Raw genomic sequence first — 17,622 nt, forward strand, 5'->3', positions numbered from 1 at the left:
AAAAGGGTGGGTTAAACGCTTTCGATCCGAAGCGCTACGGGCGCGCCTGTGAGCACATCCAGATTAGTCATCTCGGTCAACGCCTCATCCAAAGCGGCAGGTGCGGTTTTGTGCGTGACGATCAGCACAGGGGCGGTTTCATCATCATGCCGGTACTGCCGCATGCGGTCGATCGAGACACCGGCGTTGCCCAGAACGGTGGCAACCTTGGCCAGCGCACCAGGTTTATCATGCAATGCCATGCGCAGGTAATAGGGAACTGGCGTTGCGGCGGTGGCAGGTGAGGTTTCGGCCAGTTCCTTGGCTGGGATGCCAAAGGTCGAGATGCGCAAACCGCGTGCGATGTCCATCACATCGCCCATAACCGCGCTGGCTGTTGGCCCCATGCCTGCGCCTGGCCCACGTAGAACCACTTGTTCGACTGCGTCGCCTTCGAGAACGACCATGTTGGTGCCGCCTTCGAGCTGACCCAAGGGGCTGCTGGCTGGCACAAGGCAGGGGGACATACGCTGTTCGAGGCCCCGCCCGGTCTTGCGCGCGACGCCCAAAAGCTTGATGCGATAGCCCATATCGGCGGCCTGATGGATGTCTTCGATGGTAATGTTTTGAATGCCTTCGAGCGAGACACCGTCAAAATCCACCTGCGTGCCAAAGGCGATCGAGGCCAGCAGGGCCAGCTTGTGCCCGGCATCAATGCCGCCCACATCCAGGGTCGGATCGGCCTCAAGATAGCCCAGTTGATTGGCTTCTTCAAAGACCTCGTCATAGGGCAGGCCCGCGCTTTGCATGCGGGTCAGGATATAGTTGCAGGTGCCGTTCATCACACCCATAACGCGGGTGATCTCGTTTCCGGCCAGACCCTCGGTTAGGGATTTGATCACCGGAATGCCGCCTGCGACCGCCGCTTCAAAGCGCAGCACGTGACCTGCGTCTTCTGCGGACTGCGCCAAGCCATTGCCATGCAGCGCCAGAAGCGCCTTGTTGGCAGTGACAACGTCCTTGCCCGCGTCAATCGCAGCTTCGGTGGCCGCCTTGGCCGGGCCATCCGAACCGCCCATCAGCTCGACAAACACATCCACGTCGTCACGTGTGGCCAGTTTCACCGGGTCATCTTCCCACGCGTAACCAGTCAACGACACGCCGCGATCTTTGTCGCGGGAGCGGGCGGAAACTGCGGTTATCTCAATGGCGCGTCCTGCACGCTGTGCCAGCAGGTTTGCCTTTTGGCGCACAATTTTCACCACGCCGGTGCCAACAGTGCCCAATCCGGCAATCCCAAGACGTAGAGGGGCGGTCATGGCAGTCTCCATTTACTGGATGTGTTGCGGTTGGGGGCGATGTACCGCGCTCCGCGCGCGCTTGCAACGCAGCTTTTTCGTGGCCTTGACGCCTGACTGGTGCGCTGTCTGATCAACCTTCGGCGGGGATGTCGGGCTTTTGTTCAAGCCGCGCGCGTGCCGACTTATTGAGCACAGTGCCCTTGAGGCGGGCTGCTCGGCTGCGCAGAGCTGCGGCGCGGGCCTCCAGTGAGGTTGTGGTTGTGTCAGTCACTTGTTGCTGAGGAGCGTCTGCCAGAAGGACTTCTACCGGAACGAGGGCGGGAAAACCTCCGCTGCGCGCTTCGGCACTGACACTTTGGTTCAATTCTGGAAACTGCGTGCAGGCTGCAAGGGCAATGCCGCCCAAAAGAAGGGTGCCCCGGCGCAGCGGCGCGAAAGACAGACGGCTTTGCAAGTCAGAACGCATAACAACCTCATGCCATTACTTCGGGGGCACAGGCAAGCAGGGCTTTTATATGAACATTTGTTCAGTTAAGTCTTTCGGCATGGCACGTACACAGGGATCTCATTCCGATATCACCGGCCCCAAGGTCCGCGAGGCCGCGCTCAGACTTTTCGCGCGGCACGGGTTTGCTGCTGTGTCGATGCGCCAAATTGCAACCGAGGTCGGAGTGCAGGCCGGGGCGCTTTATAACTATACCTCTGATAAACAAAGCCTTTTGTTTGATCTTCTAAAGGCACATATGGATGGCCTATTGGCGGGCTGGAAGCAGGAAGCAGTCCGGTTAGAGGCCTCTGACCCGCGCGCGGCGCTGGAGGCGTTTACGCGGTTTCATATTCGCTTCAATACGCAGCGGGCCGATGCGGTGTTCATTTCCTATATGGAACTGCGCAATCTGAGTCCTGAGAATTTTGAGGCGATAGGCGCCTTGCGGCGAACCTATGAGTCGTCTTTGGAAGACATTCTTGCACAAGGCGCGCGTTTGGGGGTGTTCTCGGTACAAGAACCGCGCATCACAGCGATGGCGTTGATTGCGATGCTGACCGGGGTTAACACCTGGTTTCGTGAGCAAGGGCGGCTTTCGCTGCCTGAGGTGGAAACGCTATATTGGAACATGGTGCGACAGACCGTGGGCGCGTAGGCCCAAAACGAGAGCCGGGCAGGAACGAAAATGACGTCTGATTCAGAGATTCTGGCGATTGTGCGCGCTTCACCCGGGCGTCGTGTGCTTGGGGTCAGCGCAATGGGAGTTTTGGGACTACTGACGGTCTATGTGGCTATGGCACGACCGCCAGATGCATTGGTCTGGCAGGCGTTTTTACTCTTGATCGGCGGACTATCTCTTTGGCTGGCTGATGCGATGCGCCGGGCCACGGCGCTTGCGGTGGAGCTCACGCGAGACGGATTGCGGACCAGCGACGGAGAGGTGATTGCCCCGCTGGATCAGATCGAGACGCTGGATCGTGGGATATTTGCCTTCAAGCCGTCCAATGGGTTTCTGATCAAGCTCAAAAGAAAGCCCCGGCGCGATGGCAGCCGGGGCTTTGGTGGCGTTTTGGCAAGCGGATTGGCGTCGGAGGTGTCACACCGGGCGCGCAATCACGGGCCATGGCCGATATCGTCACAGCGCTGATGCGCGATGACATATAGACTTGGGGCACGGTTGATAGATCACGTACCGCCGTCGTTGTTGTTTGCAGTTGAGTCGTCATCGTCGCTGGCGTCCGGTGGCGTGCCGTCATCAGGGCCGCAAACACCCTCGTAGCAAACCTGAGATGCGAAACGGATCGCTGTGAACATGCGCGTGTCTACCAAGAAGCGATCCAGTGCGAGCCCCAAAAACGGCTCGTAGAACGAATTGGATTCGACCAAAATGATCTGATCTCCATTGTCGACAATAGGAAGTGTGTCATGCGCGTTCCGCACATCATCGGTCTCAAGCGGATCAAGCGTTGTTCCCGTGCCGCGCAGCTGTGACCAGACCACCTCGTAGATGTCGTTGATCTCATCGTATTGAACAACCGAAACCCGCATCAGATTGGTGCCTGTATCGTTGGACATCTCGTTGAACAACGTCATGGCGTTGTCCAGATAAGCTACGTTCAGACCTTCTTCGCGGGTTTCACGCGAAATCATATCCGCTACGGTGTAGGTGGCTTTTTCACGTACGCTTTTGTAGCGGTGCACCTCAAAGAATTCGTATGTGGCGGCGATCCCCCAAAAGAGCAGAGGGATCGTGATCACCGCTTCAACCGTGAAGGAGCCGCGTGTTTCTTTCGCAAAACTTTCCAAAGCTGTTTTGATACGTGCATAGACTAACATCAGAGTGGCTCCTGTACAAAAGCAGTCAAAGACACGACTGCTGCTTCGCCTTCAGCGTTTGTACTCAGCGCCGAGCCCAGCACACCTTCGGGGAAAAGCGGCTCATACTTGTAACACGCACGCAGAAGCATCAGCTGATTGGCCGTCCCGGTGCTAAACCGTACGGGCGCGGCATCCTCGGGGCGGTCTGTACATTTCACTTCCGTGTCCAGAGAATTGAACGCAAAGGGATCAGCAACGACCATCTCAAGCTGAAGCTTATTCTCGCAATTCACCAAAACAATGGAGTTGTTACAAACAGTCTGTTTGATCAAGTTATGTGTGGCTTCTTGCTCTTCTTCAGTGTTTGATTGAAACGTACCCGTTCCCAGGCGAAGGTCGCGCACGGCTATGTCCAAACCTCTCTCAAGCATGGTGTTGCGCATGGTAATCAGGCCAAGCTCGACCGAGAACACCATCATGGAAAGGTAGACTGGGACGATTATGACAAACTCTACGGTAGAGTTGCCATCTTCCTCCCGGGCGAAACGGCCCAGGAGTGAACGAAATGGCCAAATCATTGTGTCAACCTCAGCGATTGCACGTTGCCCGCGATTGAGCTGAACGCGCCTGTGATGTCGACCCCTTCCACACGGTAGTAGTTGGTCAAAGAGGATGCACAGCCTTGCAACGCCGTCTCCGCAATGCCGCCTTCCGCAATCTCAAAACCAATAGTGTAGATCACCACACCGTTGGATTTGGCGGCTGTGCAGACATTGCCCATCCGCGTATCTTTTTGCGAACCGGTAACGTTGCTGTCGGAGTTCTCATACTCGTTGTCTGGGCCGCGGTCGCCAGTGAGGTCGCCATACTCATCCGGTGTCATCTGGCCCCAGGCCTCTTCCCAGGTCATGCGATAGCGCGCCACGAAACCATCACCAATCTCTTCTTCGAGATTTACGAATTCGAAACCATCGATCCGTTGACCGGTGAAGGCATTAATATACCAACGTCCATCAAAGTTACGATCATCCTGAACATCATCGCAATCCACATCGAGAATGGAATCGCAGCTGTCATATTCGGACAGGTTATCTGCATCATTGCCAGAATTCGTGTTGTTCAATCCCGGTCCATACTCTGCGTCTTCGTCGCGGATGTAGTAGTTCTCGCGATCCACGGACTGGTATTCACACAACCAGTTGGGATAAGCGGAGGAGCAAAGATACTCATAGACCGAGTTTGATGATCGTATATTCGCGTTGAAACGGTTATAGACATACAGAAACTGGTCTTCAGTGTAGCTGAGTTTGAACACTGTGGAATCTGGTCCGCGGTAGTCGCTGTTTTCCGGCAGGAAGTACGTCGTCGTGTTCTGTCCGTCGCCCATCATCACAATGGCCTTCACAGTGTCGTTTTCATTGTAAGCGACGGGCACGTTGCTGAGTGCGCTGTCCATGCTGCCCGACGCAATCAGAGCCGTTGTCACATCATTGAATGTCGGGTCGAGCAGGGCAGCACCCCATTTCACCCCAAGGCTACCTGTGGTGTTGCCGTCGGCGATCATGTCGTCGATGTAACCATGCAGCTGAGCTTCGTTCGCCGAGAAGGGCCTGATCCGGTAGCCGTCTTCTGTGTAGCAAGACCGCCAGGATTGGTTCAGGCTATCAATCCCAAACTCGGTGCCGAACCCGTTTGAGTTGTCAAAGCGCGATGTATAGATCGCCTGGTCAATCGGCTGCAAAGTAATCGAAGAGCTTGAAGCCGCAGCATCGGTTAGCAGGGCAGTGCTGTTGTAATCGTCGTCATCAAACACAAGGCAATTAGAGTATGTATGCGTTTCATTTACGAGCAAGGCGTCGAAAATTTCGTCTGAAGGAGCCACTGACGTGCTGAAAGGTACAATCGAGATAACCGCGTTGTTTTCCTCAGCTGAATTAATGATCGTGGTCACAAAATCCTTCGCGGCAGTTTGAAGGTTACCGATTTTGTTGTTGTTGTTCATCGAATTCGATACGTCGAGCACCAGCGCGATTTCCAGTTTTGGAATGCGTGTTTCGGCCGTTGCAGACGCCACGGCCGTCAGGTTTTCAACACCGGACAACCGCATCAGAAATGTGTCCATGGTCATTTCGGCGTTCGCATGGACGCTCGATGCGTTCAATGAGGTTACAACGTCACCTTCCTCAAATTCGCTGAGGAATTCAGACATCTCAGCCTTCACGAAGTAATCCCGCACAATGGCTTCAGGATCTTCGCCAAATGGTGCACCCGCACCGGCGAGAACAGCGGCATCGAGTGTGGCCTGAAGACGGGCGCGTTCCATCTCAAATCGCATCATGTCGATACCGATACCGCCCATGACCAGCATCATGATGAAGATAAACAGCGTCAGCACCGTCGCTGCGCCGTCTTCGGCCTTGCGGAAAACTCGTAGAAGTCGAGCAGTGGATTTAGGGTTAAAGGACGACCGGGCACACGCACCCGAACGTCCCTTTTTGGTTGGTCCAGTATAAACCATCATAATGACACCTCAATTGGGCGGACTACGCCCACAGAAAACGGAATTCGACGTAGCGTTTATCGTAGAGGTCTGTGTTCAAATTATGGCGCAAGGCCTTCAAAATAGGCTGGATTGAAGTGCCTCTGCTCTACAAACAGAGTTCATACCTGTTTTTGTTTTCCGTCCGGAGACAAACCTTTCAATCAAGGCTGTCCAGCAAGTATTCTTCGAATCCCTGCTTTGTGTTGCTGGACAAATTTCCGTTCTCCTTTAACGATGTGGTGAAAAGCGCCGGATAGAAGCAGCTTATCAACATACCGCGAAGGGAGGAGACCCAATGAACGCGCCTATCAAAGAACCAAGCTTCCGAGAAAGTGTGGATCTCATGTTCAACCGCGCCGTGTCGCTGATGGACTTGCCACCTGGCTTGGAAGAGAAAATTCGAGTGTGCAACGCGACTTACACCGTGCGGTTCGGTGTTCGATTGCGCGGTCAGATCCATACGTTCACCGGGTATCGCAGCGTGCATTCTGAACATATGGAGCCGGTCAAGGGCGGCATCCGTTACGCCATGGGCGTGAACCAGGATGAAGTTGAGGCGCTCGCTGCGCTTATGACTTACAAATGTTCTCTTGTTGAGGCTCCCTTTGGCGGCTCCAAGGGCGGGTTGCGGATTGATCCGCGCGAATGGGACGATCATGAACTTGAATTGATCACGCGTCGCTTTGCCTACGAACTGGCCAAACGTGACCTGATCCACCCATCACAGAACGTACCGGCCCCCGACATGGGCACGGGCGAGCGTGAGATGGCGTGGATCGCGGATCAGTATCGGCGCATGAACACCACCGATATCAACAGCCGGGCTTGTGTCACGGGAAAACCTGTCAATGCCGGTGGCATTCAGGGCCGGACCGAGGCCACGGGGCGCGGCGTGCAATATGCGTTGCAGGAATTCTTCCGTCACCCGGAAGACATCAAAGCCGCTAAGATGAGCGGCACACTGGATGGCAAACGGGTGATTGTGCAGGGCCTGGGCAATGTGGGCTATCACGCCGCCAAATTCCTGCAAGAGGAAGATGGCTGTGTCATCACCGGGATCATCGAGCGCGACGGCGCGCTCTTCAATGAAAAGGGTCTCGACGTCGAAGCGGTGCGCAACTGGATCATGAAGCATGGCGGTGTGACGGGCTTTCCCGATGCGGCACATCAGGCCGAAGGCGCGGCTGTGCTGGAACAGGATTGCGACATTCTTATCCCGGCGGCACTTGAGGGCGTGATCAACATGGGCAATGCGGACCGGATCAAGGCGCCGCTGATCATTGAGGCCGCAAACGGCCCTGTGACGGCGGGTGCCGATGATGTGCTGCGCGAAAAAGGCACCGTCATTATCCCGGACATGTATGCCAATGCCGGGGGTGTGACCGTGTCTTACTTTGAGTGGGTCAAAAACCTCAGCCATATCCGATTTGGTCGGATGGGTCGCCGTCAGGAAGAGGCGCGCCACCAGTTGATCGTGGATGAGCTGGAACAACTGAGTGCCGACAAAGAACTGGGCTGGACCCTGACACCGGGTTTCAAACAGAAATATCTGCGGGGCGCAGGGGAGCTTGAGCTTGTGCGCTCGGGCCTCGATGACACAATGCGCACGGCCTATCAGTCGATGCGCGAGGTCTGGCATGAGCGGGACGATGTGACCGACCTGCGCACAGCGGCATACCTCGTGGCGATTGACAAGGTGGCTGCGAGCTATCGCGCGCTGGGCCTATAAAACCAAGCTTTGAGCGGTTTCAGACGGCATCCATTTTGTGGATGCCGTTTGTTTTTGGCGTAGCGGCTGTTCTCCAAGTCAAAACCCGGCAAATGTCGGTTTCTTATCTTTCATTTGCCGCAACTGATTGCGCCCGCCTGCGCAAATTGGTTCACTCCGGTCTATGTACCAAAGGAGAATATGATGCGGTTTTCGGGGCTGCGTGTGATCAAGGAAGGGTTGACCGGCAACAAAGGCTGGTCGGCACACTGGCGGGATGCCAGCCCCAAGGATGCCTATGATGTGGTGATCATCGGCGGTGGCGGGCACGGCCTGTCGACGGCCTACTATTTGGCCAAGGAACATGGGATCACCAATGTCGCCGTGCTTGAAAAAGGCTATCTTGGTGGCGGGAATGTCGGACGGAACACGACGATTGTCCGTGCGAATTACTTTCTTCCAGGAAATTCAGAGTTTTACAGCCATTCTTTGAAGCTCTGGGAAGGCTTGGAAGAAGACCTGAATTACAACGTCATGCATTCGCAGCGTGGTCAGATCGTTCTGTTTCACTCCGACGGTCAGCGTGACGCGGCCATCCGGCGGGGCAATGCGATGCGCAATCAGGGCGATGATGCCGAATTGCTCAGCGTCGCACAGCTGAGGCGCATGGTGCCCTATCTGGATTATGATCAGGCACGTTTTCCGATCTATGGCGGGCTGTTGCAGCGGCGTGCGGGCACGGCGCGGCATGACGCCGTGGCCTGGGGCTATGCGCGCGGGGCGAGCGACCGGGGCGTGGACCTGATCCAGAATTGCGAAGTTACCGGTATTGATGTGGAAAATGGGAAGGTCACGGGCGTGCAGACCTCACGCGGGACTATTCGCACCAAGAAGGTCGCGATGATCACTGCCGGACGCTCCAGCCAGACCGCTGCCATGGCCGGGATGCGCCTGCCGATTGAAAGCCACGTGTTGCAAGCCTTTGTCACTGAGGGGCTGAAGCCCTGCATCGACCATGTGATCAGCTTCGGCATGGGGCATTTCTATATCAGCCAGTCGGACAAAGGCGGGCTGGTCTTTGGCGGGGATTTGGACATGTACGCCTCTTATGCCGCGCGGGGGAATTTGCCATTGGTCGAGCATGTGATGGAGGCGGGCATGACGCTTATGCCGATGATCGGGCAGGCCAAGGTGCTGCGCAGCTGGGGCGGGATCATGGATATGAGCCCGGATGGCTCTCCCATCATCGACAAGACGCATATCGACGGGCTCTACCTGAATTGCGGCTGGTGCTACGGCGGGTTCAAGGCGGTGCCAGGCTCGGGCCATTGCATGGCGCACCTGGTCGCAACAGGCACGCCGCATAAAGCAGCGGCACGTCTAAGGCTGGACCGCTTCAAGACGGGTTTTGGCCTCATGGATGAGGAGGGCACCGGTGCGCAGCATAACTTGCATTAAAGCGTTTGTATGTTCGAGTGCTTTTCCCAGAAGAGGTAGGGGGTTGTGAGATGAGGATCACATGCCCTATCTGCGGCGAACGCGACCGGCGAGAGTTCTATTACTCTGGTCATGCGCTGGCGCTGGACCGTCCGACCGAGGATGCCGGATCTGAGGCTTGGGACGATTACGTACACAACCGCGACAACCCCTGCGGCGAGACGCGCGATCTTTGGTATCACGAGATGGGTTGTGGCGCCTGGGTCGTGGTCACGCGCAACACCGCTACGCATGAGGTGATTGCTACCAAGCTGGCAGAAGAGGCGTCGTCATGAGGCTGGAGGGACAGGGCTTGCTTGACCGCAGCCGGCGGATCGGTTTCTCCTATGATGGGCGACGGTATCTCGGGTTTTCCGGAGACACGCTGGCCTCTGCGCTTTTGGCCAATGATATCAAGGTTGTGGGGCGCTCTTTTAAGTACCATCGACCGCGTGGTGTATTTAGCGCGGGGAGTGAAGAACCCAATGCGCTGGTCACTCTGGGGCATGGTCCGGGCCAGGAGCCGAATGCGCGCGCCACGATGGTGGAACTGGCTGAAGGTCTAGAGGCATATAGCCAGAATTGCTGGCCCAACGTTGATTTCGATGTGATGTCGGTCAACGACCTCTTTGCGCCCTTTCTGGGCGCAGGGTTCTATTACAAAACCTTCATGTGGCCCAAGGCCTTCTGGGAAAGGATCTATGAGCCGGTAATCCGTCGCGCGGCGGGTCTGGGCGCGCTCAGTCCAGAGGCTGCACGGCAGAAGTATGACAAGGCCTATACGTTCTGCGACCTTCTGGTCGTCGGGGCGGGACCTGCGGGGCTTATGGCGGCGTTGAGCGCGGCAGAGGCAGGGGCGGATGTGATCCTCGCTGAGGAAGATACGCGCGTCGGCGGGCGTCTGAATGCCGAACGTGAAGAGGTTGAAGATCAATCTGGAAGCGCCTGGGCGCAAAAGATTTTCAAGCGTTTATGCGAGATGCCTAATGTGCGCGCGATGACGCGCACCGCCGTGGTCGGGGCTTATGATCAGGGCACCTATGGCGCGCTGGAACGCATGGCCCCTGAGGTGGCCGCGCGATCCGGAGCGCCAAAGGCGACGTTTTGGCGGATCGTGGCCAGACGCAGCATTTTGGCAGCAGGCGCGCTTGAACGCCCCATCGCGTTTCAGAACAACGATCGGCCCGGTATCATGATGGCGGGGGCCTTGCGCGCCTATGTCAATCGCTGGCGGGTTTGCCCGGGTCAGCGGGTGGCGGTCTTTGCCAATTCTGATGCGGGCCACCGGACTGTGGCGGATTTGCAGGCGGCGGGCGTTCATGTCGCGGCCCTAATCGACGTGCGTCCTGAGGCGGAGTGCACCCTGGGCATCCCGTTTTATCCGGGCGCGCAGGTGAGCAATGCCGAAGGCCGTCGTGCGCTGGAGGCCATCACCATCAAGCAAGATGGCGATGTTGAGAAAATCCAGGCGGATTGTCTCGCGATGTCAGGTGGATGGAACCCCTCCCTGCATCTCAGTTGTCACATGGGCGGGCGTCCGGTTTGGGACGAGCGCATCGTGGCCTTTGTCCCAGCAGACGGCACCATTCCTGGCATGACCGTGGCAGGTGCCGCGAAAGGTGTTTTCTCGACTGCGGGCTGTCTGCAAAGCGGGGTTGAGGCGGCGCAGGCTGTACTTGATGATCTTGGGATCAAGCGTGCGAAGGTGAGCCTGCCCAAAGCTGAGGATGGCAGCTACGAAATCACACCGCTGTGGTCGGTGCCGGGCAAGGGGCGCGCGTGGCTGGATTTTCAGAATGACGTGACCGTCAAGGACGTGACACAGGCCGCGACCGAGAACTTCCGGTCCGTCGAGCATATGAAACGCTACACCACGCAGGGTATGGCACCGGATCAGGGCAAGAACTCCAACATCGCGGCGCTGGCTGTTCTGGCGGATTCCATGGGGCAGGGGATTCCTGAAACAGGCACAACGACTTATCGTCCGCCCTTCATCCCGGTGCCCATCGCGGCGTTGGGCGCGGGTGGGCAGGGCAAAGGTTTTGCGCCCGAGCGGTTCACCACCTCGCATGACCGCACCATCGCCTTGGGCGCGCCGATGATTGAAGCCGGGTTGTGGTATCGGCCAAGCTATTTCCCGCAGGTTGGTGAAACGCATTGGCGGCAGTCTTGTGACCGCGAGGTGCGAATGGTCCGCGACGCGGTCGGTGTTTGCGATGTCTCGACCTTGGGCAAGATTGACGTGCAGGGGCCGGATGCCGGAGCTTTCCTCGATTTTGTCTACACGGGCATGATGTCAACTTTGAAAGAGGGCCGGGTGAAATATGGCCTGATGCTGCGCGAAGACGGGCATGTCATGGATGACGGCACCTGCGCGCGGCTTGGGCCAGATCATTTTCTCGTCACAACCACCACGGCCGCGGCCGGACAGGTGATGCGACATCTCGACTTCGTGCAACAGGCGTTTTGCGCCAAAATGGCGGTGCGCTTTGTCTCGGTCTCGGAGCAATGGGCGCAGTTCGCCGTGGCGGGACCCAAATCACGTACATTGCTGGAAGACATGCTGGGGCAGAAGCTCGATGATACCACTTGGCCCTTTATGGCCTGCGGACATGTCTCAATCGGCGATGTACCTGCGCGGCTCTTCCGTATCTCGTTTTCCGGCGAGCTGGCGTATGAACTGGCCGTGCCCGCGCGCTACGGGGCGGCGCTCTTTGATGCGCTTCTTTCCCGCGCCGAGGCGCTGGAGGGAGGTCCATACGGGATGGAAGCCCTCAATGTCATGCGCATTGAAAAAGGGTTCATTGCGCACGCCGAGATTCATGGCCGCGTGACCGCGTTAGATATCGGCATGCAGGGGATGATGAGCCGCAAGAAGGATTTCATCGGCAAAACGATGGCCGCCCGTCCCGGATTGGTGGATGAGGCGCGTGAGCAGATGGTCGGGCTGAAGCCCATTGGCACGGTCAAGCAACTCATTTCCGGAGCGCATCTTTTTAATCCCGATGCCGAGGCGCAGAGCGAAAACGATCAGGGCTACATCACCTCAGTTGGGTTTTCCCCGGAGCTTGGGCATATGATTGGGCTGGGTTTTTTGAAAAATGGTCGCGCACGGCTTGGGGAGCAGGTGCGCATGGTCGAGCATCTCAACGGCATCTCGACGCTCTGCGAGGTGGTGGACCCGGTGCAGTTCGATGCCAAAGGAGGGCGGATGCGTGGTTAAGCTTGAGCCGACTACGCCCTTGCAGGGCGCGACGCCCGTCGAGGTGGGCACGATGGTGGTGCAAGAGGTGGGCGACCTTGGGCCAGTTACCTCGATTGCGCCTTATCCGGGGCGACAGAAAGCGGTGTCCGATTTGTTGAAAAAGGCACATGGGATCACCTTTCCCAAGCCAAACATGTTTTTGCCGGGCAAAGAGGCGAGCTGCCTTTGGTTCGGACGCGACATGGCGCTTTTGATCGGGGCGGAACCGGACCCGGCACTGGCTAAGGAGGCCGCGTTGACGGATCAGTCGGATGCCTGGGCGGTGCTTTCGCTGCGCGGCGAGGGAATTGAAGCGGCGCTGGCGCGGCTTTGCCCGATCGACACGCGGCTGAGACAATTCCCGATCAACAGCACGGCCCGCACGGAAGTGGCGCATATGACGAGCTCGCTCACCCGTATGTCCGAGACCGAGTTCCAGCTGATGATCTTCCGCGCCTTTGCCCGCACAGCGCTGCATGAGATCACTGACGCGATGGAAGGGGTTGCGGCGCGTGGCTGAGCCTGCCAAAGTCGCAAAAAATGAGGCGTGAGGGACCAGTAATATGCCACGTATCGCAATCGCGCTCGGCGCGGGGGTGCTTATCGGCGCGATAAGCCCTGCATTGGCAAGTGACGAAAAACAAAAAGAAACCTGCGCTGTGACGGCCGGAATCGTGTCGCAGGCTGTCGCTGAACGTGCTGGCGGGGCAGATGTCAACGCCGTCAAAGACGGGTTCATGACTGGCGACTCAGCCGTAGCGGAGAAATACCAACCCACTGTCGGACCATTGGTGGATTGGGTGTACACGCTTGAGGCAGAGGTGATTGCCGAAGATGGCGCCGACAAAACCATCGGCGCGACCTACGAGAAAAGCTGTTTGGGCTACGATCCCTGAGAATACTCTGCGGATGCGCCTTGGCGAGCGGCCAGTCTTGCCGCATATATAGTCCATGAGCCTGCCACCCGGATTCCTTGATGAGTTGCGCACTCGCACGTCGATCGTGCAGGTCGTGGGCCGCAAGGTCATGTGGGACACGCGCAAGTCCAATCAGGGCAAGGGCGATATGTGGGCACCGTGCCCCTTCCATCAGGAAAAAACCGCCAGCTTTCACGTCGATGATCGCAAGGGCTATTATTATTGCTTTGGCTGTCATGCCAAGGGCGATGCGATTTCTTTCGTGCGCGAAACCGAGAACGTCGAGTTCATGGAAGCGGTGCGCATTCTGGCCGGAGAGGCCGGGATGCAAATGCCCGAGCGGGATCCACAAGCGCAGGAAAAGGCAGACAGGCGCACGCAGCTCGCCGAGGTCATGGAGGCGGCTGTGCGCCACTTCCGGCTGATGCTGAAAGCTGGCGCAGGGGCAGCGGCGCGGGATTACCTTGCGGGCCGGGGGCTGGACGAGGCCGCGCAAGAGCGCTTTGAGATCGGCTTTGCGCCCGATGCCTGGCAGGGGCTTTGGGACGCGCTGAAGGGCAAGGGCATCGAGGATGACCTGATCCTGGGCTGTGGTCTGGCCAAGCCAAGCCAGAAGGGCGGCAAGCCCTATGACACATTCCGGGGGAGGATCATCTATCCAATCCGCGATCCGCGTGGCCGGTGCATCGCCTTTGGCGGTCGCGCGATGGACCCCAACGACAACGCCAAATACCTCAACAGCCCCGAGACCGAGCTTTTTGACAAATCCCGCACGCTTTACAACCATGGGCCTGCGCGTGAAGCGGCAGGCAAGGGCCAGCCTTTGGTCGTGGCCGAGGGGTACATGGATGTCATCGCCCTGGCCCAAGCCGGGTTTGGTGCAAGCGTCGCCCCTCTGGGCACGGCTGTGACCGAGCATCAGCTTGCCATGCTCTGGCGGATTGCGGATGAGCCGATCATCGCGCTGGATGGGGATACGGCCGGCCTACGCGCCGCGCACCGGGTGATTGACCTTGCGCTGCCGCTCTTGGAGGCGGGCAAGAGCCTGCGCTTTGCCATCATGCCTGAGGGTAAGGACCCAGATGATCTCTTGCGGTCTGACGGTGCTGGGGCGGTGCAAAAGCTGCTCGATCAGGCGCTTCCGATGGTGCAGCTTTTGTGGCGCCGCGAAACCGAAGGGCAGAACTTCGACAGCCCCGAACGCAAGGCCGCCCTCGACAAGGCTTTGCGCGAAAAGATTAAACTCATTCGCGATCCATCCATCCGAAGCCATTATGGACAGGCGATCAAGGAATTGCGCTGGCAGCTCTTCAATCCCCGCCGTCAGGGTGGGGGTGCGGGCCGCTGGAAGAAACAAGAGCCGGTGCGCGCCAGCACCAAATCCTCTTTGCTGGCCGCATCTCGCGAGGAAAATCAAATTGAACTTCGCGAGGCGGTGATCCTGGCCACGCTCATTCGGACACCTTCGATTTTCGAGGAATTCGAAAGCGCACTGGAGGGTCTAAGCTGCGCGGCACCGCATCTGTCGCAGATCCGCAGCGTGATGCTTCGCTACGACCCGCATGGGCCTAAGGAACTTTTTGATCATCTGACCGCTGATTTAGGCGAAGAGGCGGTTGAAAAGCTTCTCACGCTTCCCCATGTCGCTTTGGTGCCCTCCGTGCGTCGCCCGGGGGACATTGATATTGCGCGTATGACAGTGACCGAAACCCTTGCCAAGCTCGTGACAGAGCAAGGGCTTGCGGCCGAGGTTTCCGAGGCGGAACAGGATCTGGCTGGCGTGGCGGATGAGGCGGTGACCTGGCGTCTGAGCGAAGCCGCGGAGGCGCGCAACAAGGCTTGGAAAAGCCAGAATGAGGACCGCACCGAGTATGACAAGGGCGACAATGGCGCCCAGATCAGCCGGTCGGAAAAGGAACGATTTGATGCGCTGCTTGAGCAAATTGGGTTTGGAAAAGCGTCCGATCGGTAACGATTCGCTAGGATTATTCGAAAAATAAGGGATATCTGATTGCGAATCACTCATTCGCACTATTGATTCGGATTACGCGAATCACCCTTGCGCAACGGGATGCAGGAGAGCTGAATGGCCGCCAAAGATAATGACGACTCGAAGCCGGAAGACCAGGACTCGGAAATCTCTCTTGATATGAGCCAGACTGCGGTCAAGAAAATGATCGCCGAGGCGCGTGAGCGCGGCTTTATCACCTATGATCAGCTGAACAAGGTTTTGCCGCCGGATCAGGTGTCTTCTGAGCAAATCGAAGACGTCATGTCGATGCTCAGCGAGATGGGTATCAACATCATCGAGGAAGAAGAGGCCGAAGAAGAAGAGGCCAAATCCACCGCCGTGGCCGAGATTGGCCGCAAGGGCGAGATCACGCTTGGCTCGGGCAAGGAAGAAAAGCTCGACCGCACGGACGACCCGGTGCGCATGTACCTGCGCGAGATGGGCTCGGTCGAATTGCTCAGCCGCGAAGGCGAGATTGCCATTGCCAAACGCATCGAGGCCGGCCGCAACACGATGATTGCGGGCCTCTGCGAAAGCCCCCTGACATTCCAGGCAATTACAATCTGGCGTGACGAACTTTTGGGTGAAGACATCCTGCTGCGCGATGTGATCGATCTGGAGACCACGTTCGGCAACCAGATGGGTGACGAAGAGGGCGAACCGGTGGTGGAAGCCGCCAATATGACAAGTGCTCCTGCGGCCAAGCCTGAAGCCAGCTCCGAGCCGGAACTGGACGCTGATGGCAATCCGATTGCCACCGATGACGATGATGATGACGACGAACAGGCCAATATGAGCCTTGCTGCGATGGAGGCCGCGCTCAAGCCGCGTGTGCTTGAAACGCTGGATCGCATCGCGGCGGATTACGAGAAACTCTCCGAGATGCAGGACAGCCGGATCTCGGCCACTCTGAACGAAGATGGATCTTTCTCGGACAAACAGGAAAAGACCTATCAAAAGCTGCGCGCCGAGATTGTTGAGCTGGTGAATGAGCTTCACCTGCACAACAACCGGATTGAAGCGCTGATTGACCAGCTTTACGGCATCAACCGCCGGATCATGGCGATCGACAGCGCCATGGTGAAACTCGCCGATCAGGCGCGCATCAACCGAAAGGAATTCATCGAGGAATACCGCGGGCGAGAGCTTGATCCCAACTGGCTTGACGACATGGCCAAGAAGGACGGCCGCGGCTGGAAAATGTTCATGGAGCGCAGCCCCGACAAGGTCGAGGAACTGCGCGCCGACATGGCCCAGGTTGGGCAGTATGTGGGCCTCGACATTCCTGAATTCCGCCGCATCGTGAACCAGGTGCAAAAGGGCGAGAAAGAGGCGCGTCAGGCCAAGAAGGAAATGGTCGAGGCGAACCTGCGCCTGGTGATTTCCATCGCCAAAAAGTACACGAACCGTGGCCTGCAATTCCTTGATCTTATTCAGGAAGGCAACATTGGCCTGATGAAGGCGGTGGACAAGTTCGAGTATCGCCGGGGCTACAAATTCTCGACTTACGCCACATGGTGGATCCGTCAGGCGATCACCCGGTCGATTGCCGACCAGGCCCGCACGATCCGTATTCCGGTGCATATGATCGAGACGATCAACAAGCTGGTGCGGACAGGGCGCCAGATGCTGCACGAAATAGGCCGCGAGCCGACGCCGGAAGAGCTGGCCGAAAAGCTGCAGATGCCGCTTGAGAAGGTCCGCAAGGTGATGAAAATCGCCAAAGAGCCGATTTCTCTGGAAACGCCCATTGGCGACGAGGAAGACAGCCAGCTTGGGGATTTCATCGAGGACAAGAATGTGATCCTGCCTTTGGATTCGGCAATTCAGGACAACCTGAAGGAAACCACAACCCGGGTGCTGTCATCCCTCACGCCCCGCGAAGAACGCGTGCTGCGCATGCGCTTTGGCATCGGCATGAACACCGACCACACATTGGAAGAAGTGGGCCAACAGTTCAGCGTGACCCGCGAACGCATCCGCCAGATTGAGGCCAAGGCGCTGCGCAAGCTGAAACATCCGAGCCGGTCGCGGAAGTTGAGGAGCTTCTTGGACCAGTAAGGCGCTGTTGTTGGTTCGGACTTCGGTGTGATTACTCCATTTGTTGTAGTCGTTATCTGGTTCCAGATAACATGCAGC

15 protein-coding genes are annotated in these 17,622 nt (G+C 57.7%); 10 read left to right on the top strand and 5 right to left on the bottom strand.

Going from position 1 to position 17,622, the window contains the following annotated elements:
• Positions 1-11: 11 nt before the first annotated feature.
• Together RZS32_RS12920 and RZS32_RS12925 are read right to left on the bottom strand one after the other, a co-directional pair.
• Entirely contained in the window at positions 12-1,298 is a 1,287-nt protein-coding gene (locus tag RZS32_RS12920; protein ID WP_317057383.1) for a homoserine dehydrogenase, read from the bottom strand.
• 112 nt (positions 1,299-1,410) lie between these two features.
• Complete coding sequence (locus tag RZS32_RS12925; protein WP_317057384.1) at positions 1,411-1,746, bottom strand: hypothetical protein; 336 nt, start codon at positions 1,744-1,746, stop codon at positions 1,411-1,413.
• A 79-nt stretch (positions 1,747-1,825) separates the two neighbouring features.
• Between RZS32_RS12925 and RZS32_RS12930 the strand changes: the two genes are divergently transcribed.
• Together RZS32_RS12930 and RZS32_RS12935 are read left to right on the top strand one after the other, a co-directional pair.
• Positions 1,826-2,422 (top strand): TetR/AcrR family transcriptional regulator, encoded by a 597-nt coding sequence (locus RZS32_RS12930; RefSeq protein ID WP_317057385.1) that lies wholly within the window; start codon positions 1,826-1,828, stop codon positions 2,420-2,422.
• Between the two features lie 30 nt (positions 2,423-2,452).
• The gene (locus RZS32_RS12935) at positions 2,453-2,914 is read left to right on the top strand and encodes a hypothetical protein (protein ID WP_339106659.1); all 462 of its coding nucleotides are present in this window, start codon (positions 2,453-2,455) and stop codon (positions 2,912-2,914) included.
• 38 nt (positions 2,915-2,952) lie between these two features.
• On the opposite strand, the gene RZS32_RS12940 is transcribed toward RZS32_RS12935, so the two are convergent.
• From RZS32_RS12940 to RZS32_RS12950, 3 genes are read right to left on the bottom strand one after another with little or no spacing between them, the layout of a single operon-like run.
• Complete coding sequence (locus RZS32_RS12940; protein WP_317057387.1) at positions 2,953-3,603, bottom strand: TadE/TadG family type IV pilus assembly protein; 651 nt, start codon at positions 3,601-3,603, stop codon at positions 2,953-2,955.
• Positions 3,603-4,163, bottom strand: a complete 561-nt coding sequence (locus tag RZS32_RS12945) for a TadE/TadG family type IV pilus assembly protein (protein WP_317057388.1) — start codon at positions 4,161-4,163, stop codon at positions 3,603-3,605. The genes RZS32_RS12940 and RZS32_RS12945 overlap by 1 nt, the downstream gene beginning before the upstream one ends.
• Positions 4,160-6,106 (bottom strand): TadE/TadG family type IV pilus assembly protein, encoded by a 1,947-nt coding sequence (locus RZS32_RS12950; protein ID WP_339106660.1) that lies wholly within the window; start codon positions 6,104-6,106, stop codon positions 4,160-4,162. The genes RZS32_RS12945 and RZS32_RS12950 overlap by 4 nt, the downstream gene beginning before the upstream one ends.
• A gap of 316 nt (positions 6,107-6,422) precedes the next feature.
• On the opposite strand from RZS32_RS12950, the gene RZS32_RS12955 reads away from it, so the two are divergent.
• The 8 genes from RZS32_RS12955 to rpoD all read left to right on the top strand — a co-directional run bounded on the left by RZS32_RS12955 (position 6,423) and on the right by rpoD (position 17,544).
• A complete protein-coding gene (locus RZS32_RS12955) occupies positions 6,423-7,856 on the top strand; it encodes a Glu/Leu/Phe/Val family dehydrogenase (RefSeq protein ID WP_317057390.1) in 1,434 nt (477 codons plus the stop codon).
• A gap of 183 nt (positions 7,857-8,039) precedes the next feature.
• Positions 8,040-9,293, top strand: coding sequence for a sarcosine oxidase subunit beta family protein (locus RZS32_RS12960; RefSeq protein WP_317057391.1), 1,254 nt, complete (start codon positions 8,040-8,042; stop codon positions 9,291-9,293).
• 50 nt (positions 9,294-9,343) lie between these two features.
• The gene (locus RZS32_RS12965) at positions 9,344-9,607 is read left to right on the top strand and encodes a sarcosine oxidase subunit delta (RefSeq protein WP_317057392.1); all 264 of its coding nucleotides are present in this window, start codon (positions 9,344-9,346) and stop codon (positions 9,605-9,607) included.
• The gene (locus RZS32_RS12970) at positions 9,604-12,534 is read left to right on the top strand and encodes a sarcosine oxidase subunit alpha family protein (protein ID WP_317057393.1); all 2,931 of its coding nucleotides are present in this window, start codon (positions 9,604-9,606) and stop codon (positions 12,532-12,534) included. The genes RZS32_RS12965 and RZS32_RS12970 overlap by 4 nt, the downstream gene beginning before the upstream one ends.
• Positions 12,527-13,075, top strand: coding sequence for a sarcosine oxidase subunit gamma (locus RZS32_RS12975; RefSeq protein ID WP_317057394.1), 549 nt, complete (start codon positions 12,527-12,529; stop codon positions 13,073-13,075). The genes RZS32_RS12970 and RZS32_RS12975 overlap by 8 nt, the downstream gene beginning before the upstream one ends.
• A 43-nt stretch (positions 13,076-13,118) precedes the next feature.
• Positions 13,119-13,451 carry a hypothetical protein gene (locus tag RZS32_RS12980; protein ID WP_317057395.1) on the top strand — a complete coding sequence of 111 codons (333 nt, stop codon included), beginning with the start codon at positions 13,119-13,121 and terminating at the stop codon, positions 13,449-13,451.
• 55 nt (positions 13,452-13,506) lie between these two features.
• Positions 13,507-15,444, top strand: a complete 1,938-nt coding sequence (gene dnaG, locus RZS32_RS12985) for a DNA primase (protein ID WP_317057396.1) — start codon at positions 13,507-13,509, stop codon at positions 15,442-15,444.
• 114 nt (positions 15,445-15,558) lie between these two features.
• Positions 15,559-17,544, top strand: a complete 1,986-nt coding sequence (gene rpoD / locus RZS32_RS12990; RefSeq protein ID WP_317057397.1) for an RNA polymerase sigma factor RpoD — start codon at positions 15,559-15,561, stop codon at positions 17,542-17,544.
• Positions 17,545-17,622 lie beyond the last annotated feature (78 nt).

The sequence above is a fragment of the Roseovarius sp. W115 genome, assembly GCF_032842945.2.
Classification (GTDB): domain Bacteria; phylum Pseudomonadota; class Alphaproteobacteria; order Rhodobacterales; family Rhodobacteraceae; genus Roseovarius; species Roseovarius rhodophyticola.